This is a genomic window from Geobacter sp. AOG1 (genome assembly GCF_019972315.1).
Taxonomy (GTDB): domain Bacteria; phylum Desulfobacterota; class Desulfuromonadia; order Geobacterales; family Geobacteraceae; genus Geomobilimonas.
This window is the reverse complement of the sequence record NZ_BLIZ01000001.1, coordinates 2,219,296-2,235,344: the sequence shown is the minus strand read 5'-3', so window position 1 is coordinate 2,235,344 and position 16,049 is coordinate 2,219,296. Positions and strand designations below refer to the sequence as shown.

Annotated in this window: 13 protein-coding genes; all 13 read right to left on the bottom strand. The window is 48.2% G+C overall.

The window, feature by feature from the left end:
* Positions 1-3 precede the first annotated feature (3 nt).
* A complete protein-coding gene (locus LDN04_RS10215; RefSeq protein ID WP_223909709.1) occupies positions 4-1,803 on the bottom strand; it encodes a thiamine pyrophosphate-binding protein in 1,800 nt (599 codons plus the stop codon).
* Between the two features lie 60 nt (positions 1,804-1,863).
* Positions 1,864-2,742 (bottom strand): NAD(P)-dependent oxidoreductase, encoded by an 879-nt coding sequence (locus tag LDN04_RS10210; RefSeq protein WP_223909706.1) that lies wholly within the window; start codon positions 2,740-2,742, stop codon positions 1,864-1,866.
* Positions 2,739-3,917, bottom strand: coding sequence for a glycosyltransferase 87 family protein (locus LDN04_RS10205; RefSeq protein ID WP_223909703.1), 1,179 nt, complete (start codon positions 3,915-3,917; stop codon positions 2,739-2,741). Before LDN04_RS10205 ends, LDN04_RS10210 begins: the two co-directional genes overlap by 4 nt.
* A 207-nt stretch (positions 3,918-4,124) precedes the next feature.
* On the bottom strand, positions 4,125-6,158 hold the full coding sequence (locus LDN04_RS10200; RefSeq protein ID WP_223909700.1) for a hypothetical protein: 2,034 nt from the start codon (positions 6,156-6,158) through the stop codon (positions 4,125-4,127).
* Positions 6,159-6,468: 310 nt separating this feature from the next.
* A complete protein-coding gene (locus tag LDN04_RS10195) occupies positions 6,469-7,167 on the bottom strand; it encodes a glycosyltransferase (RefSeq protein WP_223909697.1) in 699 nt (232 codons plus the stop codon).
* Complete coding sequence (locus tag LDN04_RS10190) at positions 7,157-8,179, bottom strand: NAD-dependent epimerase/dehydratase family protein (protein WP_223909694.1); 1,023 nt, start codon at positions 8,177-8,179, stop codon at positions 7,157-7,159. Before LDN04_RS10190 ends, LDN04_RS10195 begins: the two co-directional genes overlap by 11 nt.
* Positions 8,176-9,066 carry an NAD(P)-dependent oxidoreductase gene (locus LDN04_RS10185; RefSeq protein WP_223909685.1) on the bottom strand — a complete coding sequence of 297 codons (891 nt, stop codon included), beginning with the start codon at positions 9,064-9,066 and terminating at the stop codon, positions 8,176-8,178. Before LDN04_RS10185 ends, LDN04_RS10190 begins: the two co-directional genes overlap by 4 nt.
* Before the next feature lie 46 nt (positions 9,067-9,112).
* Positions 9,113-10,465: a lipopolysaccharide biosynthesis protein RfbH gene (rfbH, locus tag LDN04_RS10180; RefSeq protein ID WP_223909682.1), complete on the bottom strand. Its 1,353-nt coding sequence runs from the start codon at positions 10,463-10,465 to the stop codon at positions 9,113-9,115.
* Positions 10,466-10,479: 14 nt separating this feature from the next.
* Complete coding sequence (gene rfbG / locus LDN04_RS10175; RefSeq protein ID WP_223909680.1) at positions 10,480-11,547, bottom strand: CDP-glucose 4,6-dehydratase; 1,068 nt, start codon at positions 11,545-11,547, stop codon at positions 10,480-10,482.
* Positions 11,548-11,570: 23 nt separating this feature from the next.
* Positions 11,571-12,350, bottom strand: coding sequence for a glucose-1-phosphate cytidylyltransferase (gene rfbF / locus LDN04_RS10170; protein ID WP_223909677.1), 780 nt, complete (start codon positions 12,348-12,350; stop codon positions 11,571-11,573).
* A gap of 97 nt (positions 12,351-12,447) precedes the next feature.
* Positions 12,448-13,380 carry a glycosyltransferase family 2 protein gene (locus LDN04_RS10165; protein WP_223909675.1) on the bottom strand — a complete coding sequence of 311 codons (933 nt, stop codon included), beginning with the start codon at positions 13,378-13,380 and terminating at the stop codon, positions 12,448-12,450.
* Positions 13,367-13,759 carry a GtrA family protein gene (locus LDN04_RS10160; RefSeq protein ID WP_223909672.1) on the bottom strand — a complete coding sequence of 131 codons (393 nt, stop codon included), beginning with the start codon at positions 13,757-13,759 and terminating at the stop codon, positions 13,367-13,369. Before LDN04_RS10160 ends, LDN04_RS10165 begins: the two co-directional genes overlap by 14 nt.
* The gene (locus tag LDN04_RS10155) at positions 13,737-16,022 is read right to left on the bottom strand and encodes a hypothetical protein (protein ID WP_223909669.1); all 2,286 of its coding nucleotides are present in this window, start codon (positions 16,020-16,022) and stop codon (positions 13,737-13,739) included. The genes LDN04_RS10160 and LDN04_RS10155 overlap by 23 nt, the downstream gene beginning before the upstream one ends.
* Positions 16,023-16,049 lie beyond the last annotated feature (27 nt).

Genomic DNA, 16,049 nt, shown 5'->3' with positions numbered 1-16,049 from the left:
ATTCTACCCCTTGTATACATCTGTTTTCATTTCTTCTTCTGATAAAAACGGGAACATATCTTCCAGCGAAGGCGAAACCATCGTTCCATCAGGCAGCGAACGAGCGGAGAGCTTCGGCGCAAACCCCTGTGCCGGATCAAGCAGCACTTCACAGAGTACCGGGTTCCTCGACGAAAGGACTTTCCCAATTTTTTCATCTATGGTGTCTATAGCATCAATTCTGATAAATTCAAACCCATATGCAGACGCAATCTTTTCAGCATCGGGAAAGCTGATACCGCTTGATGCATTGACACCGCAGAACCTCGCAGCAAAGAGATTGGTCTGAGTCTGACGAATAGAGTGGTACCCATCGTTGTTCAACCAGAAGATTTTCAAATTCAGCCAGTTATGGATGATCGTCTGCAATTCCTGAATGTTCATCTGAATACTTCCATCGCCGTCAAGGCAAATTACACGCTCACCTCTTCTGGCTACCGCAGCACCAAGTGCCGCAGGGAGTCCGTATCCCATGCTTGCGCAACCGGAATTGGTGAAAAGGCGCTGGTTCTTTTTCACGATCATGGCCTGGAATGAGCAGACGCAGGCACTACCGTTACCGGTAACGGTAACATCCCCTTCTTCCAGATGCCGGGAAAGTTTGTCCATGAAGACGTACGGGTTAACCGGTGAATTAGTCGTATAATATTCGGGCAACACCGCAGGATATTTTTGATGCATCTCTCTGCACCACATCAGCCACTTGTCATTGCACCGTATCGGGGTTCTTTTTGCCGCAGCAAGAAGCCCCGGCAAAAAATCGGCAAGATCGGCATGAATCGGCATATCTACCGACAGGGTCGGCTTTTTAAGCTCGCCTTCATCGATGTCAACGGCCGCAAGATACGCATTTTTAGCGAAATTTTCCCAATTATAGCTTATCTGGCGGATATTCATCCTGCAGCCAAGCGAAAGAAGCAGGTCACCGTTCTGAGTTACAAAGTTACCGCCACGCGTGCCAATTGTTCCAGGACGCCCGCCATACAACGGATGATCGTCCCAAAGTTCGTCGTGGGAGTTCCATGCGGTGACAACGGGGACATGGAGATAGTCGAGGAGCTCAACGAATGATTCGTATGCGCCGGAAAGACGAATCCCGCTGCCGGCAAGAATTACCGGTTTTTTTGCGGCTCTTATTCTGTCAAGCAGTTCTTCATACACACTGTTCGAGGGGGGGGGAAGGATCTCTCCCGCATCCTCCTTGGGGTCGTAGTGCTTGAGAGAATCTGTTTCAACTGTAGCTCCCTGCACATTTAACGGGATATCGAGCCAGACCGGCCCAGGTCTGCCATGGGTAGCAAGGAAGAGTGCACGCTCAAGGTGGTACGCTATCGACTCCGGGTCAGTAACCATGACGGAATACTTCGTCATGCACCTCACGGCATCCACGATATTGAACTCCTGATCCCCCAATTGTCTCAAGGGGACAGAGGTTGAGGCAATCGTTGTGGAGAATTTTACCTGTCCCGATACGACAAACATGGGAATCGAATCAACCCATCCCCCCATAACACCGGTAAGGGCATTTGTTCCGCCCGGCCCGCTGGTCACACAGACCAGCGCAATCTTTCCGGTCAAACGCGCATAAGCTTCGGCGGCAATGGCACAGGCCTGCTCGTGATGATTATAGATGGAATGCAGCTTTGGGTGGTTACCGAACGAGTCGTTCAGATGCATGGCCCCGCCGCCGGTCACGGTAAACAGATCGGTAATGGCGTTTTCAACCATAAAACTGGCTATATAGTCCGAAACCTTAATTTTCATGTTAATGAGCTCTCAATTGTTAGTGACTTTCCTGAAGATTCCGACTCACGGCATGTCCGCCTATTTGTCCGTGAGCAACAGCTCTCTGTTGAGAGAGTCTTTACGATTCTCATACCATCCATACAACCGGTCAATAGCCTCGACGAGCGGTGTGAACGTCAGTCCCGGAATTTCTGCACGTAGTCGCCTGTTGTCACCGCTGTACTCCGGTCCGAGTCCCGGTTCGCCGACGACAATAGGCAGATCCTTCCCTGACCTGCACCGCACCATTTCCGCAAGGGAATAGAGGTCGACCGCCGCATCGGGGGTGACGTTGTAGGCGACATGTTCAGCCCGGTTCTCGATAAAGTGCTCCAGGACCGGCATGAGATCGTCGATGTAGAGGTAATCGAAGTGCCTGTTCTGCTTGATGGTGATGGGAAGATCGAACAGCGCCTTGCAGATCGCGTTGGAGATGAACCTGATAGCGTAGTCCTCATACTTGCCGAAGACGCCGAACAGGCGGAGTTTCACCACATTCTGACGGTGCTCCAGATACTTGGCGATTATATACTTTGAGAATCCGTGGGGATCGACAGGGATATGGGTACCGAAGTACCCTTCCTCCATCTTGGCCTTGTAGTGGCGCATGTCGTACACCGCGCCCGACCCGAGAAAGATCATCTTCCGGAATCTGTCCGCGTTGGCCATGAGGTTGAAAAACATCCGCGTATTGGCATCGAGCAGCCCCGACTGGTCTGCCGCATTGCGATGCCCCGGCTTGACGGCACCGTGGATGACCACGTCGATGTCATTGCGGAGAAAAAATTCCCGCACGTGCACTTCATCCGTCAGGTCGAGTTCCCGGTGACCGGGGGAGATGACCGTGTACCTGCCGGACAACTGTTCTCGGATGTTTCGGCCGATAAAGCCACTGCCACCGGTAAGGAGTATGTTCATCGGGGGCTCCGTTCAAACCGCTCGAGCAGGATGAGTACGGCAATCCCAACCATCAAAAGGGGGTTGAGAAGAACGGCTATGCTGATAGCGTGTCCCAACTGGATATAATCCTTCGGGATGAGCATCAGGCCGAACATGACTGCGAATACCCTGGTAAACCGGGAAGAGTGACCCGTGTTGATAAACAGCATCGTCGGCACAAAAAGATGTATCAGTTTGTAATCGAAAGAGACCTGGGGAAGAAGTATCATGGAGAATACCAGAAGGGCCACCTTTTTCCAGAGTATATCCTCTTTTAGCACAATATACGCTGCTACCAGCACGAAAAAAGCCAGGGCAATGACCGTGTAATGGTCGATAAACGGCTGCACTTGGGGAAGAGGCTTGGCAATCATCCGGATGACTCCGTAGAGGGAGGAGTTGTGCTGGAGCCCTTCTTTTGTAATCAGGTAGGTGGTGTTAAAGCCCGCCAGATTTCTCCGCAGCCCTTCGAGAGAGTGAAGAATCCCCCCATTGAGCATGGCGGCACTTGCCAGGGAGATGACGGCAGTCGTGCAGGCAGTAACAATAATGTTCCGGTATTTTCTCTCTGCCAAGTAGAGGACGACAAACACGCCGGGGTACAGCTTCATGGCAATTGCCAGGGACAGGAAGAGCACACCCGGCAGGTCCTGACCTTTCCGGTGGAAGTATATGAACAGGGTTATGCAGATGAACACGAATGCTTCCACATTGCCGCGGTCAAAGTTAAATAATACGGGATAGGACATGAACGTGAGGACAAACACGCTCATCCATCTGTCCGAAATGGGGACCGTCGGCATATTCCGAAAGATGTACCAAACAAAATACCCACCGAACAGTGCTAGAAACAAGGCAAAGGCAAAATGCTCGTTAAACAAGGTAAAGAGGTACATCACGATGAAGGTGAGCGGGAAATAGACGCTCACCGGTGCGGAGTAGGGATCGAGATTCCCCGTAGCCCGATAAATATTGTAGAAATCGTTGAATCTATCCGCGGGGTCAAAAAGAAACGTCCGGTAGAAGTAACGCTCAAGCCCACAGTAATTTGCCAAAATATAATGAAAGATAACCGAGAGAGTAAAACCGATTATCACTATCGTACTGATTGTTTTCAGTTTGTTAGCACCGTTCGGGCACACAGGTTCGCTCATAACCGGAATCCCCGCAAAATCACTGCTGCCATAAGGAGAGTTTTGAGCGCTACTGACATATTGAGCTCACCAAAACGGCAATTGTCAACAATGATATCTGGGATGTTGCCATTGTGAAGCGATTTAGACATGTTGCCAGTTATTTCAAGAGACATAGATGTGGATCCTTCGCGCATAAGCATTGTTTTGGACACAAGTTTCGCTCATTCAATTTTGGAGTGTCGGTGCAGTAGTGATACTTGACATCTTTTTTCTTTTATAAACAGAGATAATATCTCCTTTTTCTATTAGTTCATAATAAGGTGCAATCATAAAATAAATATCGCGAAGTTCCTTAAATCTTGACAAACGAGTCTTATTATCTTTATTGAAATGAGGATATTTTATCGACATATAATTATTGACAGTCCATAATTGGTCATTTAGTAAAATATCAGAATCAATATAGATGATTTCTGGTTTGGCTTGCATTAAATCTTTATACACATTCATTTTCTCTTCTGGTAAAAAAAGCCACCATTGCAAACAAGGATAGAACATTTTGCTGTATGTGTTAGATACTACGGGTAATATAAAATCATATCTTGAAATGAGATAAATTCCGCCTTCTTCCTTTGAGTATTTATGAATGAGATGAACTGCGTTTTCTAAATAACGAGGTGATCCTGTCGTCGAATAATTTACTGCTCCCAAATTCCATTCGTATAATTGATGATTCTTAAATGTATCCAAGTAATCTGATTCGGTCTTGTTAAAGGCTTTATATGTTTGGACAAAATATACTAAAGAAATAAGTATTAGGATTGAAATGACGCTATTATCGTATTTGTCAGTTAGAAACAACCCTTTAATCATTATTAAAGACGAAAGAACTAATAAACAAAATGTGGGCCAAACGTGAATTAAGCTGTGTAAATCTCCATGCCAAATGAAATGATACAGCATCAAATATGTATATGGTGTTAGAAAAAGAGCCAAGTAATAAACTTTGTTTTTCTGTCCAACTACTGACACTAACATCAATAGTAGAGCAAGCATTGAATAAACAGTAAAAATAATTATAGAGAATTTTATTGGGATAGGATTGCCAAAATGCCCATCGAGAAAATATTTGATTCCTCCGTGGTCAACATTTGGTATAAACAAAAACGATATTAAAACAGATATTCCGGTTAACGTTAGCAGAAGTAGATGCTTATAATTTTTATCCACTAAAACAACAATTAGCAATGTACAATTCACAGATAGAGCCAAAATCAATCCGAAATTAGGAGAACTCCAAACAGCTGCTGCAGAAACAATATTTACTAAAAGTAAGTTGTAGTATTTTTTATTATCAATGTATAGTCCAATGAATATTATTATAGGTATTTCAAACAAATGCCTAATAGGATTAACGGGCATCTGTCCAGTTACAATTATGAAATATCCCAAAGGGACATTATAAAAAGTGAACAAAAGTGTAGTAATTAATACAAATGTTCCAACAAGTAATGATCTAAAATATACTAAGGCAGCTATTGCGAGTCCAAATATATATAGCGGATAGATTGAATATATTAAAGTGAACCATTTTTTAAAATTGAATCCTACAGTATCAAAATATGTTTTCATTGCTCCTAAGGTTGCAAAGCCATACAAACCACCAGTTTTGTTGTATGGAACACCTTTCATCCACATATTGATTGGATTTATCGTTTGAAACTGTATTAATTCATAACTGGAATATGACGTTTGGAATTGATATTCATAAAGAGATTTCGCTATAAACTCTTCGTTTGTTCTATTACTTTCAATTTTTTTCATCCAGTTAGTAATATTTGGATCATTCTGGGTTTCAGATTGGGAAGAATTATCCGCTAGGAATTCATCTATATTCTGGTAACGAGGGTATAATAAATTATTCTTTATGTATTTTATACTATCTAAGGATTGGTTTTGAACAAATACAGTCTCACTAAAATCGATATATTCATTGAATACTTTTACATCGCCTTTAATAAATGGAGATATATCGCTAAAAAACAAACAACTGAGCAGTATAATAATTAAAACACATGCGTTATTAAACGATAAATACTTGTTGTTAAATAATGATATTGTAGATTTAATATATTTTTGAGAACAAAATACATTATACATCTCGCATATATTTCTACCAATAAACGAAGGAAGTGATAATTTTAGGTCTAAAGGATTATCATGAAAATCTTTTGAGGCTTCTTTTCTAAATATGTTCAATATAACGGTACATAATATTATAAAGAGGAATGATAATGTAAAGAATGTTATAAATAATACTAAATCGTACAACTTGGCATTATAATACGGAAAAAGATATACCCAATCCAGATAATGATAAGAGACCTTGTTGCGATAGAGCACAAAACAATATTTTGCAATATAAGAAGATATTATACCTACAAAACATAAGCCTAATAGTGGGAAAATGAACAAGATAAGGTAAAACCTAATTTTTGTATATAAGCTGTTCATTGCAAATCTCAACATTTGGTTATGGGATAGGAGTGACGTATAAAGATATATTGCCCTATTTACCAAACCGCAGCTTCAGCAGAGTAAACAGGTATGAAACTATAAAAACAAACAGACTTCTCTTGGTTTTTCCGAACATCCTTTTTTTGAAGGAGAATGGGACTTCTCTGATAGAGATACCTTTGTTCTGCTTACTCAGTTTGTACAGCAGTTCTTCAACGATGTCGAAATTATCGCAATAAAGTTTGAGTGGTCTGAGCAGTTCACCCCGGTATATCTTGAAACTGTTGGATACGTCCTTGCATTTGAGATTGAGCACCACCGAATAGATCAAGTTGAGCACCCTGCTCATGTAAACAAGGACCCAGGGGTTTTCGGTATACCCACCCTTTACGTAACGGGACGCGATCACGACATCGTGATCTCCGACATGGCGATAAAGGTTAGGGATGAACTCTGGAGGGTGTGAACCGTCGGCATCCATGAAGAGGAGATACTTCCCACGTGCCTGCGCGATTCCTGTCCTGACCGCATCGCCAAAGGAATTGCCGCCTTCCCTGTTGATGTACCTGACGCTGTTCTGCAGACAGACGTCCACCGTGTTGTCGAGGGGGGTCATCGTATCGACCACGAGGATCTCATAGGCATCGGTCAGTTTTTCCAGCACATCATGGAGACGGGGGAGGATCAATCGGAGATTTTCTTCTTCAAGATAGGACGGGAGCACGACGCTCAGGGTGATGTTATTTGCCATGTTCGATCCAGTCCACCATTTTCCCAATCCCCGTAACAGCATCCACGTTCGGCTTCCACCCCAGGAACCGCTCCGCCTTGACGATATCCGCCACAAAAACCCGCTGGTCACTCTCCCGGGGGGGTAGTTGTATATAGTTGAGAGGCGCGCCGGATATATCCTGGAGGATAGCGAAAAGTTCCAGAAGGGAAAGGCTGTTGTCCATCCCCCCGCCGATATTGAACGCTTCTCCTTTTACGGAATCGATCCTCTCTGCAGCGGCAAAATAGAGCCGCACCATGTCCTCGGCATGCAGCACGTCCCGTACCTGCTTGCCGTTACCGGAAATAGTAAACGGCTCACCTGCCGTCCCTCTTTTAGCCTCCACCGCTTTCTGGCAGAACCAGCCGATCCACCCCTGGTCGTAAGTGGCATACTGGCGACCTCCATACATGGAAGAGTGCCTGAAGACGGCGGTCTTCAGGCCGAAAATGCGTGCATAGTCGAGCATGTACTGGTCGGCAGCCCCCTTCGAGCAGCCGTAGGGGGAATGGAACTCCAGGGGGGTGGTCTCGTCGAACCCATGCGGTTTTTCGGTGCAGACATAACGGGTTTCGGTTTCACGGTACGAAAACTGTTCCAGGTCTCCATAAACCTTATTGGTAGATGAATAGACGACCGCCGCTTCGGGTACGTGCAGGCGAACTGCTTCGAGAAGGTTATGGGATCCCATGACATTCGTCTCGAAATCAAGCCGCGGATTGGCAATGGACGTCGTCATGGCAACCTGGCCGGCAAGATGAAAAACCACATCGGGCCTGAATTCCGACACCGCCCGCACCACATCGTTCTGGTTACGGATGTCGCCATGGACAAACCGGAATTCGCCCCGGGACTCGAGCCACTTGAGATTCTCCACGGAACCTTTCCGGGAAAGATTGTCAAATACCAGAAGGTCGTCACCTTCTCCCAGGGCATGTGCCGCCAGATTGCTCCCCAGGAAACCGCTGCCGCCAGTTATAAGAATTTTCACCTGCGTCTGTTCTCCTTTTCCCGTTTGATTGTTATCAGTAACCCTTCCTCCAGAGAAAACCGGGGGCTCCAGCCAAGCCGATGAATTGCCGAAAGGTCCACCTCAGAAACCATCACCTCGTTCTTACGATAATCAAGCGCCCCGAAATTCAAATGGCTGCACTCATTCCCCGCAAGCTTTTTCACGAGCGCCACAAACTCCCGTATTTCAATGGAGTCACCGGAGCCTATCTCAAAAGGGTGAAACCCTTTCCCCAAGGTCCCGCAGTGCTCGATTATACAGAGGAAGGCCTCCACCACATCGTCGATGTAGATAAAGTCCCGTTTCTGTCTCCCCGGTGTCAGGTCGATTTCGGCTTCGTTATCCGCTATCCGGTGGATAACGTTGGTGACGAACTTGGAGTCATCGTCCCCGGGTCCGTAAAAATGCTCCAACGCCACATTGATACTTGTTATTTCCCCTGAAAACACCTTGAGCCATTCTTTCATCTGATTTTTCGACAGGGAATAAAAATTTACCCTTTTATCGAGAATGGTATCGGTATTGATGAAACAGGGTACCTTATGCTTTATCCCCAGCTGCAAAAGACCCAGCGGAAGCATGAGGTTGACCTCCAGAAGATCGGTGGGGTCCTTCTGGTTCCTCCCGTAATTTGTTGCGCAGTGAATGATTATATCTATTTTTTCATTGGCGAAGATGTCATCCAGGGAACAGTGACCGATACGGTGCACGACTATCCTGTCCAGCACGCTTTTCAACCGTGTCATGTCAGAATGGGATCGTGCCAGGAGGATGAGCCGATAACCCCGGTCAACCAGTTTCATCAGCAAATTGCTGCCCAGAAACCCGGTCCCGCCGGTAAGCAACACCGTCTTTGTTTCGGTCATGCCGTCCAGGCTCCTTGCAACGCACGTACTGCTTTCACTCCAGGGTTCATTTCCCACGGACAAATCCCGCCAGCGTATCAATCATGAAGCCGATCATCTCCGGGGTCATCCCCGGGTAGACGCCGACCCAGAAGGTGTCAAGCATGATCCTGTCGGTCGTGGCAAGGTTGCCGGCAACCCGGTATCCCTGTGCGGAGCGGCGCATCTCGTCGAAGCAGGGGTGCTTAATGAGGTTGCCGGCAAAGAGCATGCGCGTTTGTACCCCTTTCGACTCCAGATGGTCCACGACCTCTTCCCGCTTGAAGCCGGCACCGTCCCTCACGGTCAGCAGAAAACCGAACCAGGAGGGGTCGGCATCCACCGTTGGCTCGGGGAGAACGAATTTGTGGGCCAGGCCGTCAAGTCCGTCGCGGAGCATCTGCCAGTTCTTTTTACGTGCCGCGATGAACCCGGGGAGCTTTTCTAGCTGGGCACAGCCGATGGCCGCCTGCATATCGGTCACCTTGAGGTTATACCCGAAATGGGAATAGACGTACTTGTGGTCGTACCCATAGGGGAGCTCGCCGAACTGCTGGGTGAACCTGTTGCCACAGGTATCGTCCCGCCCGGAAGGGCACCAGCAGTCACGCCCCCAGTCCCGGAACGACTCGACCAGCCGCTTGAGCCGCGTGTCGCCGGTATACACCGCCCCTCCCTCTCCCATCGTCATGTGATGGGGGGGATAGAAGCTCGAGGTCCCCAGATGGCCAATGGTGCCGGTGTAACGCCATTCACCATTGTAGAGATAGCGGGAACCCAATGCATCGCAATTGTCCTCTATCAGCCAGAGGTTGTTTCGGTCGCAAAACTCCTTGACCGCCTTGAGATCGAAGGGGTTTCCCAGCGTGTGGGCCAGCATGACCGCCTTGGTCTTGTCCGAAAGGGCCTTTTCCAGCTGGGAGACGTCAACGTTGTACGTGGGAAGTTCCACGTCCACAAATACCGGAACGGCGCCATACTGGATGATGGGAGCAACCGTCGTCGGGAAGCCGGCGGCGACGGTAATGACTTCGTCTCCCCGCCCGATCTTCCTCTCCCCCAGCTTCGGCGACGTCAGTGCCATGAAGGCAAGGAGGTTTGCCGAAGAGCCGGAATTGGTGAGGGAACACTCCTTAGTCCCCAGGAACTCGGCGAACTCCTTTTCAAACCGTGCCGCGTACCTGCCGGTAGTCAGCCAGAAATCCAGCGATGAATCGATAAGGGCTGCTATTTCCTTCTCGTCGAAAACCCGGGCCGCATAGGAGATACGATCCCCCGCAACAAACGGCTTTTTCTCCTTGTGCTTGACGTTGTAATACTCCACAGCCGCCTGTATTGCCCGCTCCCGCAATGTGTGTTCGCGATCGTCTGGTGTAGCCATCTCGTACCTCGGTATTATGATTTTGAGTACTCTTCTATCTGTTGGAAACAGACATCCCGCATGTCCCGATTCTGCTGGAAAGCCCTCGCCCACTCGATACTGCTATCGATCGCCTTGTTCAGGTTCCACCGGGGATGCCAGCCAAGCTCCGCCTTTACCTTCGAGCAGTCCAGCTTCAGGTAATGGGCTTCGTGGGGGTGCTCTCCCTTATCGATTTCATAGGATGCCCTCTCCCCCCAGTCTGCGCACATTCTCCGCACGATCCACTCAACCGGCTTGGCATCGTTATCGTCAGGACCGAAGTTCCATCCCGTTGCAAAGCGGGGTCCTTCCTCATACAGTTTTTGGGCCAGAAGCATATATCCGCTCAAGGGTTCCAGAACGTGCTGCCAGGGCCTGATGGCATGGGGGTTCCTGATGGAAATCTTGTTCCCCATGAGAAGCGCCCTCAGGCAGTCGGGAATAAGCCGGTCCGTCGCCCAGTCCCCCCCCCCGATGACATTCCCCGCCCTGGCCGTTGCAAGAGCAACGCCATGGTCTTCGTAGCTCTTCGGATTGAAATAGGAGCTCCGGTAGGCAGCAGTGACCAGTTCCGAACAGGCCTTGCTGCTGGAATAGGGGTCGTGCCCCCCCATCGCCTCATTTTCCCGGTACCCCCAGACCCATTCTCTGTTTTCGTAGCATTTGTCGGTCGTGACATTGACTACGGCCTTAACGCTGTTGCAGTTTCGCACCGACTCCAGCAGATTCACGGTCCCCATGACGTTGGTGGCGTAGGTCTCGACGGGAATTTTGTAGGAATCGCGAACCAGCGGCTGGGCGGCCATATGAATGACGATTTCGGGGTCTGCATCGGCCATCGCCCGTGAAAGAGTATCCCCGTCGCGGATATCTGCGACAAGGGAGTGGACTAATTCATCGAGCCGGCAGAGTTCAAAGAGGCTCGGGTCAGTGGGGGGGACCAGCGCATAGCCGGTTACCTTGGCCCCCAGGGCGTTCAGCCAGAGGACAAGCCAGGACCCCTTGAAGCCGGTATGCCCCGTGAGAAAAACCCTCTTGCCTTTCCAGAATGTGCTCTCCATGCCTTTCTCCTTCCCCTATTTCGTCACTCTTCCCATATCTTCCAGGGAGCCTTACCCGATTTCCAGAGTTTTTCAAGTTGGTTTTTGTCCCTCAGGCTGTCCATTGGCTGCCAGAAACCATTGTGCTTGAACGTCATCAATTCACCAGTATGGGCCAGATTCTCCAGTGGCTCATTCTCCAGGACAGTCGCATCACCATCGATAAAGTCGAATACCTTGGGCTCCATCACGAAGAAACCGGCATTAATCCAGTTGCCATCCCCCTTCGGTTTTTCCTGAAACCCCAGAACCCGGCCTTCCTCTGACAATTCCAAAGCGCCGAAACGACCACTTGGCTGGGTGGACGTAACGGTGGCAACCCTGCCATGGGATTTGTGGAATGCAAGAAGTTCGTGGAGATTCACATTGCCAACGCCATCACCATAGGTCAGCATGAAGGGTTCATCGCCGACATACTGCTGAATCCTCTTAACCCTCCCCCCGGTCATCGTTTCAAGCCCCGTGTTGACAAGCGTCACGGTCCAGGGTTCCGCAGAATGGTGATGGATAACCCGCTCGTTATTGTTACGAAAATCGAACGTCACGTCCGATTCATGCAGAAAGTAATGGGCAAAATACTCCTTGATGCAGTAGGCTTTGTACCCCAGGCACACGATAAAGTCATTAAAACCATAGCTTGAATATATCTTCATTATGTGCCAAAGAATCGGGCGCTCCCCGATCTCTATCATTGGTTTGGGTTTCAGATACGATTCTTCACTGATCCGTGTTCCGAACCCCCCTGCAAGAATGACTACTTTCATAGAGCCTCCTTTTTCATCTGTCCGCACATTTTCTGTGACTTCCACACAATCACTACTCGCTGTAATACAAACAGGGCATGCTTACACAATGACAGTTTCAGTCGAAATTTATTCTTTCCTTTTCAATGACAAGCGGTCTCTTTAAAACCTGCGTATGTATTGCTCCCACATATTCGCCGATAATGCCGATAAAAAACAGTTGCACCGACGAAAAGAGAAACAGGCCGATGATAAGCGGCGCCATCCCCATGCTGAACGTGTTCCAGGCTATCAGTTTCGCGACAAAATATCCTACGGCGACCAGGAGACTGACGGCCGACATGCAGAATCCGATCATTGTCGCCAAGCGGAGAGGAACCTTCGAGTGGTTCGTAATCCCCAGCATGGCCATATCATACAGTGTATAGAAATTATTCTTCGTTATTCCCCTTTTCCGCACCGGTTGGGTGTATTCAATTTTCGCACTGGCAAAACCAATATCGGAAATCAACCCGCGAAAGTAGGGGTAGGGATCATCGATGCCCCGGAGCGTGTCCACCACCATTTTGTCATAGAGGCCGAAGCCGGTGTTGTTCTTGGTCAACTCGATCTCCGAAAGCCTGCTGATGAATTCGTAGTACAGCTTGCGAACCAGAAACATGGCGGGTGTTTCATGACTTTGGGTTTTGACGCCGAGAACTATCTTGTAACCCGCTTCCCATTGTGCAACAAAATCCCGAATCATGGCAGGCGGATCTTGGAGATCGGAGACGAGCAACACCGCCGCGTCACCATTGGCCTGGAGAAGGCCGTGAAACGGTGAGCGGATATGGCCGTAATTTCTGTTGTTTACTATGACCTTCACCTGTTTGTCTTCTGCGGCCAGTCGCTTCAGGATTTCTACCGTTCTGTCCCTCGAAGCGTTATCGATGAAAATATGCTCGTACGTATACCCCGGCAGGTCGGCAAATACCTGCCGAACCTGGCGGTACAGTTCTTCGACATTTTCCTCTTCGTTGTAACAGGGAGATACGACACTAATCACAGGCATGCGACACACGCTCCTTGAACACCACGTTGTTGTGTAACGTGAACGATATCAGGGTAATTGGGACAAGCAGTAACGCACCGGCCAGATACATGTTGACATGGTAATTATTGAACAGACGCAATGCTGCCACATTCAACAGGTACGTCAGGATGTAAACGCCTATGAATTTGTAAATCAAGGCATTGTTCTTGTTCTTGAAAACAAGCCTGCCGATCGACTTGAAATTGAACAGTACGCCAAGTACGGTCGATAACAGAACCGCCATTGAATAATGCACATTCAGGTATATGAAGAAAGCAAACAGTGAATAGCCGAAGACGGTGTTCATCATACCAACCAACAGGTACCTGATAAGCTTAATGTCGAGCAGATGCCGCATACAGAGACTTCCTTTTGTATACCGAGAGCAAAACACCTTCTTCTACTTTTTCATAACCATCTTCAACGGCAGTGAATATTTTCCCAAGTTCGAGGCGTCGCTCCTGATTGGCCTTTCTAAAGGCGTTAATCTCAGGGGCATTGAAATAAGGTGCCCATGGGTCGGGATGCTCTTCGGAGATTCCGTTTTCCACGAACAGATACTCCGGTTTCTGGCTCTTCAGTCTGTTTATGGCCTCTGCCCGCTCCTTCGAAGTAAACACAAACCACTGCATCTCGAAAAATGGCATCATCGAATATCTCTTGGCGAGAAAGGGGAGTACATTGTCATACACCGATAGTAGGTGTATCCCGGAATTTTCTTGCGGGCGGTATTTCTGTATCAGCGCAATACTCTCGCGAAACGGCTCGGGGTTGATGGTTGTCGCTATTTTCGCCCGGTCGAAATCCCACTGGTATATCCGGTGCTGGGTAAAATTCCTGGTGTAGATTCTTTTGCTTTTGTAAAACTCACCAATGGCGTTGTTACAGGTGAATGCAAGCCATGCCGTTCCCAGCACCATACCTGTCGTAAGAGCTATGCGTGCCCCCCCGGTTTTTACTATCAACTCCTTGCTTATGTAAAGCATCAGTAGCAGTTCAAGCCCGATGAACGGTATCACCGGCATCAGGTGGTTGCTGAGCCCGCTCCAGAAAAAGTACGTCAGGAGTCCCTGGGAATAGATGAACACAAATATGAAGGCATACTTCAGGTAATGTGTCTGTCTCCTGATTAAAAACAGGAAGTGGTAAGAAACCACAAGATACACAATTGTCAGAAATACTACGTCTGGATCCGGGCGCCAGGAAAGATACCCCCTCAGAAAGTAGAAGAGCGTGCTGCTTGCATTCGCGGTGGTCTTGAAGAATGGCGCGGCCAGCATGACCAGCGGCAGCAGCACCAACATTGCCAACAGGGTGTATCTTTCTTTCCCCTGCTTGGTCTCCCAGAGGTACGGCAGACACGCCGCACCCAGCGAGATCAGCAGCACCAATCCGAATTGCCGGTTCATGTAGATGCTCAGCGCAGCCAGAACGATTGCAGACACCAGGAATACCAGGTTGTTGCGCCTGAAATAGAGCAGCAAAAACAGGAAAACCGTCGTATCAAATAAGTGAATTGTCGGAATGACGCCGGGAGCATGTATAAAAACCCAATACCCTGCACTGAAGAACGCAATCGAATATACAGCAAATGCATTAAAAACATACAACTTATCCCGAAACAGATAGAGAAGCAACAAAATATACAGCATAGAGTAGATTATGTAGAAAATGTAGCATTTATAGAAGTTATCCAGCGACATGCCGCCGAACAGCTCCATGGTCCACTTATACAGCAGGGTATTCCCCTGCCCGTACTGCATGTACACATCCGCAGGGGCCTTGCCGCTTATATACTCGTTCAGGGGGTTCAGGATATGTCCAATATGGTTGAACGGCCCCCATGACGCGTTCTGATGAAAATATTCCTTGTCGTTTGCGGCAAAAAATTCACTGATTTCAGCCTTGCCTGTCGTACCCTTCTCTATGGAATCGAGGAAGGTTCTGTTGTTGACATAGGTACCATTTATCTTCGTGTCACTATAGATGTTCTTGAATTCATTCATGACATAGATGGGCCCCTTTATCACCTTGAGAGGCTCAACCGAGACGACACAGAGCAACAGAAACGTCAACAGCAACAGGACGTTCCCCTTGTGACGCGCCAGGATGTCTCTCCAACACATCGACACTTTGACATCACAGAGATGTCTGAACCGGTAGCGCTTTAGGGGAATAAACTTTAGGGGAACAAACAGGATGAACAGAAGGTACAGGGACATCAACAAACGTTGGGACATTTCCCAGTGCCGGTTCAGCAGGACAAAGAACAGGGCTGACGAAAGGAGCAGCAGTAGAGGATAACGATTGCCGAGCGTCCTCGACTTTTTTCGCACGTAACGCACACTGTTTCGCTGGGTCTTGACGTAAAAGACCAGGCCATACAGCGCCATGGCGACGCAGAGGACTACATAATTGAAGAGGGAAGCATCATGGGGATGGTAATAATAACTCGCCCATGCATTGAGGGAGAGAGTGTAATGATCAAGCAATCTTGATTTTATGTACGAGGTCGCATTCCAGGCAAAAAAACCGACTGCACATCCGGAAAGTACGACATTCACATTGAACATCATCCTTCTGAAGATAGTTTTGAAGGGTTTCCTATCCTTGGGGCTCATACGAATGGCACGCCTTTCATCGTGAAT

What these genes read in the sequence shown, in the direction of transcription:
- LDN04_RS10215 (WP_223909709.1), bottom strand. Translation starts at nt 1,803, where the DNA reads ATGAAAATTAAGGTTTCGGACTATATAGCCAGTTTTATGGTTGAAAAC.
- LDN04_RS10210 (WP_223909706.1), bottom strand. Translation starts at nt 2,742, where the DNA reads ATGAACATACTCCTTACCGGTGGCAGTGGCTTTATCGGCCGAAACATC.
- LDN04_RS10205 (WP_223909703.1), bottom strand. Translation starts at nt 3,917, where the DNA reads ATGAGCGAACCTGTGTGCCCGAACGGTGCTAACAAACTGAAAACAATC.
- LDN04_RS10195 (WP_223909697.1), bottom strand. Translation starts at nt 7,167, where the DNA reads ATGGCAAATAACATCACCCTGAGCGTCGTGCTCCCGTCCTATCTTGAA.
- LDN04_RS10185 (WP_223909685.1), bottom strand. Translation starts at nt 9,066, where the DNA reads ATGACCGAAACAAAGACGGTGTTGCTTACCGGCGGGACCGGGTTTCTG.
- rfbH (WP_223909682.1), bottom strand. Translation starts at nt 10,465, where the DNA reads ATGGCTACACCAGACGATCGCGAACACACATTGCGGGAGCGGGCAATA.
- rfbG (WP_223909680.1), bottom strand. Translation starts at nt 11,547, where the DNA reads ATGGAGAGCACATTCTGGAAAGGCAAGAGGGTTTTTCTCACGGGGCAT.
- rfbF (WP_223909677.1), bottom strand. Translation starts at nt 12,350, where the DNA reads ATGAAAGTAGTCATTCTTGCAGGGGGGTTCGGAACACGGATCAGTGAA.
- LDN04_RS10165 (WP_223909675.1), bottom strand. Translation starts at nt 13,380, where the DNA reads ATGCCTGTGATTAGTGTCGTATCTCCCTGTTACAACGAAGAGGAAAAT.
- LDN04_RS10160 (WP_223909672.1), bottom strand. Translation starts at nt 13,759, where the DNA reads ATGCGGCATCTGCTCGACATTAAGCTTATCAGGTACCTGTTGGTTGGT.
- LDN04_RS10155 (WP_223909669.1), bottom strand. Translation starts at nt 16,022, where the DNA reads ATGAGCCCCAAGGATAGGAAACCCTTCAAAACTATCTTCAGAAGGATG.